Here is a 3,846-nt window from a genome sequence, read left to right as displayed (position 1 = left end):
TTCAGCCGTGGAGAACGAATCCGCGATCCTGTCGAACCGGACACCGGAAGGGCTGTTCAAGACTTGGCTGCGACAGCCCGCGGCGTTCAACGACGTGGACAGCGTGGTCAACGCCAACGTCCTGCTGTACCTGGGCGAGCGGTCGGAAACGCGTGGGGTGATCGCGTGGCTCAACGACCTGCTCCTGGACGGTGCCGAAATGGACAGAACCTGGTACTACCTCGACGCACTCGCGCTCCACTACGCGGTATCTCGCGCATTCGTTCACGGTTGCGATGGGCTCGCGACCTCGCGAGACGCCGTGGTCGCACGGATTCTGGAGCGGCAGGGCACGAACGGCTCCTTCGGCGATGAGTTGCAGACAGCTCTGGCCCTGTGCGCGCTGACCAACTATGGGCACGCGTCTCCCGACCTTGCTGCCGCAGTCGCCTGGCTCGTCTCCGTGCAGCAGCCGGATGGAAGTTGGCCTAAACGGGCGTTTTACTGCGGCCCTGGACCTCCGTGGCCCAGCCAGGTCTGGTGGGGCTCCGAGTCGCTCACCACGTCTTTCTGCCTGGAGGCACTCATCAGGACCGGAGCCGGCAAATGCCGGTAGCCGAAGGCGCTGATCGACGACGGACAGCGTTCAGTCTTCAGGCGCACCTGGAGTCCGGATCGCCGTCTCTGTCGCTTCCTCGCGTGTGGTCGCCGACAGCTTCTCGACCACGCCGGTGGAGAAGAAAAGGGGACGGTGTTCGGCGAGCAGTGCACTATCAACACTGCCTGGACGTGTCCGGGCTGCCCCACCTGCGACGGTCCTGCAACGGGACCTGCAAATCCTCGTGTAATACCTGCGGCGGCAGCTGCGGCGCCGGTGACTCGTGCGATCGAACGTGGCGCCCTCTACAGCGGCTGCACCCCATACGACTGCTTGTGACGTAGCACGCCCGATCTGCGCGTGCTCCCCTTGCACATCCACTCCCCGCGCCGAGAGGGGTGCCGGCTCGCGAAGACCCCGGCGATACACGCGAGGAGCTGAGAGCCGCCATCGTGCAGTAGATGGGTAACTCGAACGCGCCCTGACCGTCGACGGCCAGGGCACGTTTTTACTCCTATGCGACGACGGCGGCTTTCTGGCGATCAGGCGCAGAGGCAGGTTGCGTCGCTGGAGTTCTGCGCACGCTTCAAGGGCTCGCCCATCGAGCGGTAAAGCGCGGCCTGCCGCGCAATACGCCGATCGTGCACGGCAGAACCTTTCGAGCCTTGATGATGCTCGTACCCATTGCAGCCTTTGCGCTGGAAATGTGCCCTCATTCCGCTTGGCTGCAACGACTTTCCTCTGTATCTACACGGAAAACAATCACACCGTCGCTGGATCCGCCACGAAAATGATGCTGCAGAGTGCGTTGACATTTTGCGACGCATAGTGAGTATTCAGCGCAGTCAATACGGCACCGATCATGTCCCCGGCGTAGCCGTGTGAGGCGATCGCTGCAGGAGAGGCTTGCCGGTAGCCCCGCACCCACTGCAAGCATTTTTGAGCCAATCCATGTGGAAGGTGCTGATCCATCTCCGCGCGCGCCCTCCGCCGTCACGGCGCCTGTCCAGAAGTGAGCAGCAATCTGACCGAGCGCCACCCCGCCACCAGGAAGCGCATGTGAAAAGCGCGCCCGTTGAGACGGCGACGCCAACGCTCTCTACGTAAACGTGAGGAGACACATCGTGTTCATTCCACCCATCCGCACCGTCCGCGCCGCAGACCACTCGCTTTTCCAGAGCGCGGTGGCCGCCCACGCCCGCTCGCAGCCCCCCGGCACCCTGCGCACGACGGCGTCGGCCGCGGGGACCAGGGAAGCCGCGGCGGCGCAGCCTGAGCCGGATTCCTTTACCGGCGCCCTGGGTACCCACCTGGTAGAGGCGGCCTCCGCGGCCGCAAAGGCCGCGGCCGCGGGCAACGCGCCCCGCCCAGCCCTGCTGGCGCCTGCCGGCGGAGCGACCGCGGCCGCCGCGGCCACTGCCCTCCCCGCGGGCTTGTCGCCCGACCCGCGCACGCTGTTGGCGGCGGCGCCCGACGACGTGAACGCCGCCGCATTCGCAAAAGCGCTGGGCGAGGCGATGGCTGCCGGCAACGATGCCGAAGCCGCGCGACTGACGGCGGAAATTCGCAAGTTCAGCTCGGCCGACTGGCCGGGATGGATCACCTGCGCCGAGATATACGCCAAGTACCTGCTGCAGTATGGCACGGCGCTGTACCGCGACTGGAGGCGCGAAGGGAACAGCGACCGCAACTACTCCGTCATCCAGTGGAAGCTGCCCAACAACGCCCGCGTCGGCATTCTGGGTGACTGGGGCACCAACATGGACGATGCGCGGGCGGTGCTGTCGGTGATGAAGCAGAAGGGGGTCGACGCCGTCATCCACCTGGGCGACATCTACTACTCGGGAACGCCGGACGAAAGCAACCAGGCGCTCCAGATCCTTCGTGACGTGCTGGGGCCGGACATCCCCGTGTTCAACCTGCCCGGCAACCACGACTACTACGCGTTCGGGCACGGCTTCTACCCCATGCTGGACGCGCTGAACACGGCTATTCCCGCAGCGCGGCAGGCGGCCAGCTACTTCTGCCTGCGCACGGAGGACGGCACGTGGCAGTTCCTGGGAATGGACACGGGGTACAACGACGGCAACCCCGTCGTTCAACGCGCCCCGGCGCTGGTGGCGTCCGAGGCCGACTGGCACCGGGACAAGCTGGAGACGTTCGGGGGCAAGACCATCCTTCTCTCGCACCACCAGCTGTTCTCCGCCGGCGAGGATATCCGTTCCAGCGCGCGCCCGTGGCTGAACGAATACCTGCTGGGCGTGTTCCAGCCGTACTTTCGCGACCGGGTGGCGGCGTGGCTGTGGGGCCACGAGCACAACCTGGTGCTGTACGCCGACGGCGTGATGGGGCTGCAGAAGGGCCGGCTGATCGGGGCGAGCGCGTACGAGGAGACGCTGGGCGAAGACCCGTACACGGTGAAGCATCCCCAGATCCCGTACCTGGACCCCACCCGCTACCGGCTGGGCGCGGCCGAGGGCTACTACAACCACTCGTACGCCATCATCGATCTGGGGGTGCGGAAGGCACCGCAGGATCCAGTATCCATCACCTACTACCAGTACCCGTCGTGGAGCGGCGTCCGCACGCCGTATCCCGCCCCGCCCGCGAACGAAACGATCTTCACCGAGAGCCTGGACGTTCACCCCGTGCCGCCGGGCGCACCGGTGCAGGCAAACACGCCGGTACGGCTGCTGTCGCCCAGCGGCTTCTTCATCTCCACCATGGCCGAGGAGGCCAACCCCATCGAGTTCACCACGGAGTACTATCCGCACCTCTCCACGACGAGCTCCGTGCGGCTGAAGCTGGCAGGGGCGGCGGGGGAGCTGCGGGACGGGGCGCCCATTTTCATCCAGACCACCGAGGCGGCCGTGGGCGCGTACAATCAGCTGGGCGCCTGGCGCACGCCGTCGCTGTACTACTACAAGCCCGGGTATGATCAGGAGAAGTGGATCATCCACAAGCGCATCGCCGGCGACGGTGTGATCCGCTACGGCGACGACGTGTGGTTTGAGAACGTCACGTGGAAGCAGTGGCTCACCACCGACACCGACAAGTACCTGACCACCGGGGCCAACGCGAACTACTACTGGACGATCCAGCCGTAGCGTCGAGCGCATTCCACGGCCGGTGCCAGAGCCGGCGGGCCCCAGGGTCCGCCGGCTCGTTGCTTTCCCCTCTCCCCTCCGCGACGCCCTCTCCCAGTGGCTCGCCCATCAGGCGCGCCAGGGAGGATGCCAGGCAGACGGATTCAGACACAATCATTGACG

At 65.9% G+C, this 3,846-nt stretch carries 1 protein-coding gene and 1 pseudogene; both read left to right on the top strand.

Annotated elements, in window-relative coordinates; all coding sequences use genetic code 11:
• Positions 1–595 (top strand): annotated as a pseudogene (locus VIB55_RS04870) (hypothetical protein); the annotation flags it as partial.
• A gap of 1,106 nt (positions 596–1,701) precedes the next feature.
• Complete coding sequence (locus VIB55_RS04865; RefSeq protein WP_331875543.1) at positions 1,702–3,684, top strand: metallophosphoesterase family protein; 1,983 nt, start codon at positions 1,702–1,704, stop codon at positions 3,682–3,684.
• Positions 3,685–3,846 lie beyond the last annotated feature (162 nt).

It is taken from the genome of Longimicrobium sp. (assembly GCF_036554565.1).
Lineage (GTDB): Bacteria > Gemmatimonadota > Gemmatimonadetes > Longimicrobiales > Longimicrobiaceae > Longimicrobium.
This window is presented reverse-complemented; position numbering and strand designations above follow the sequence as displayed.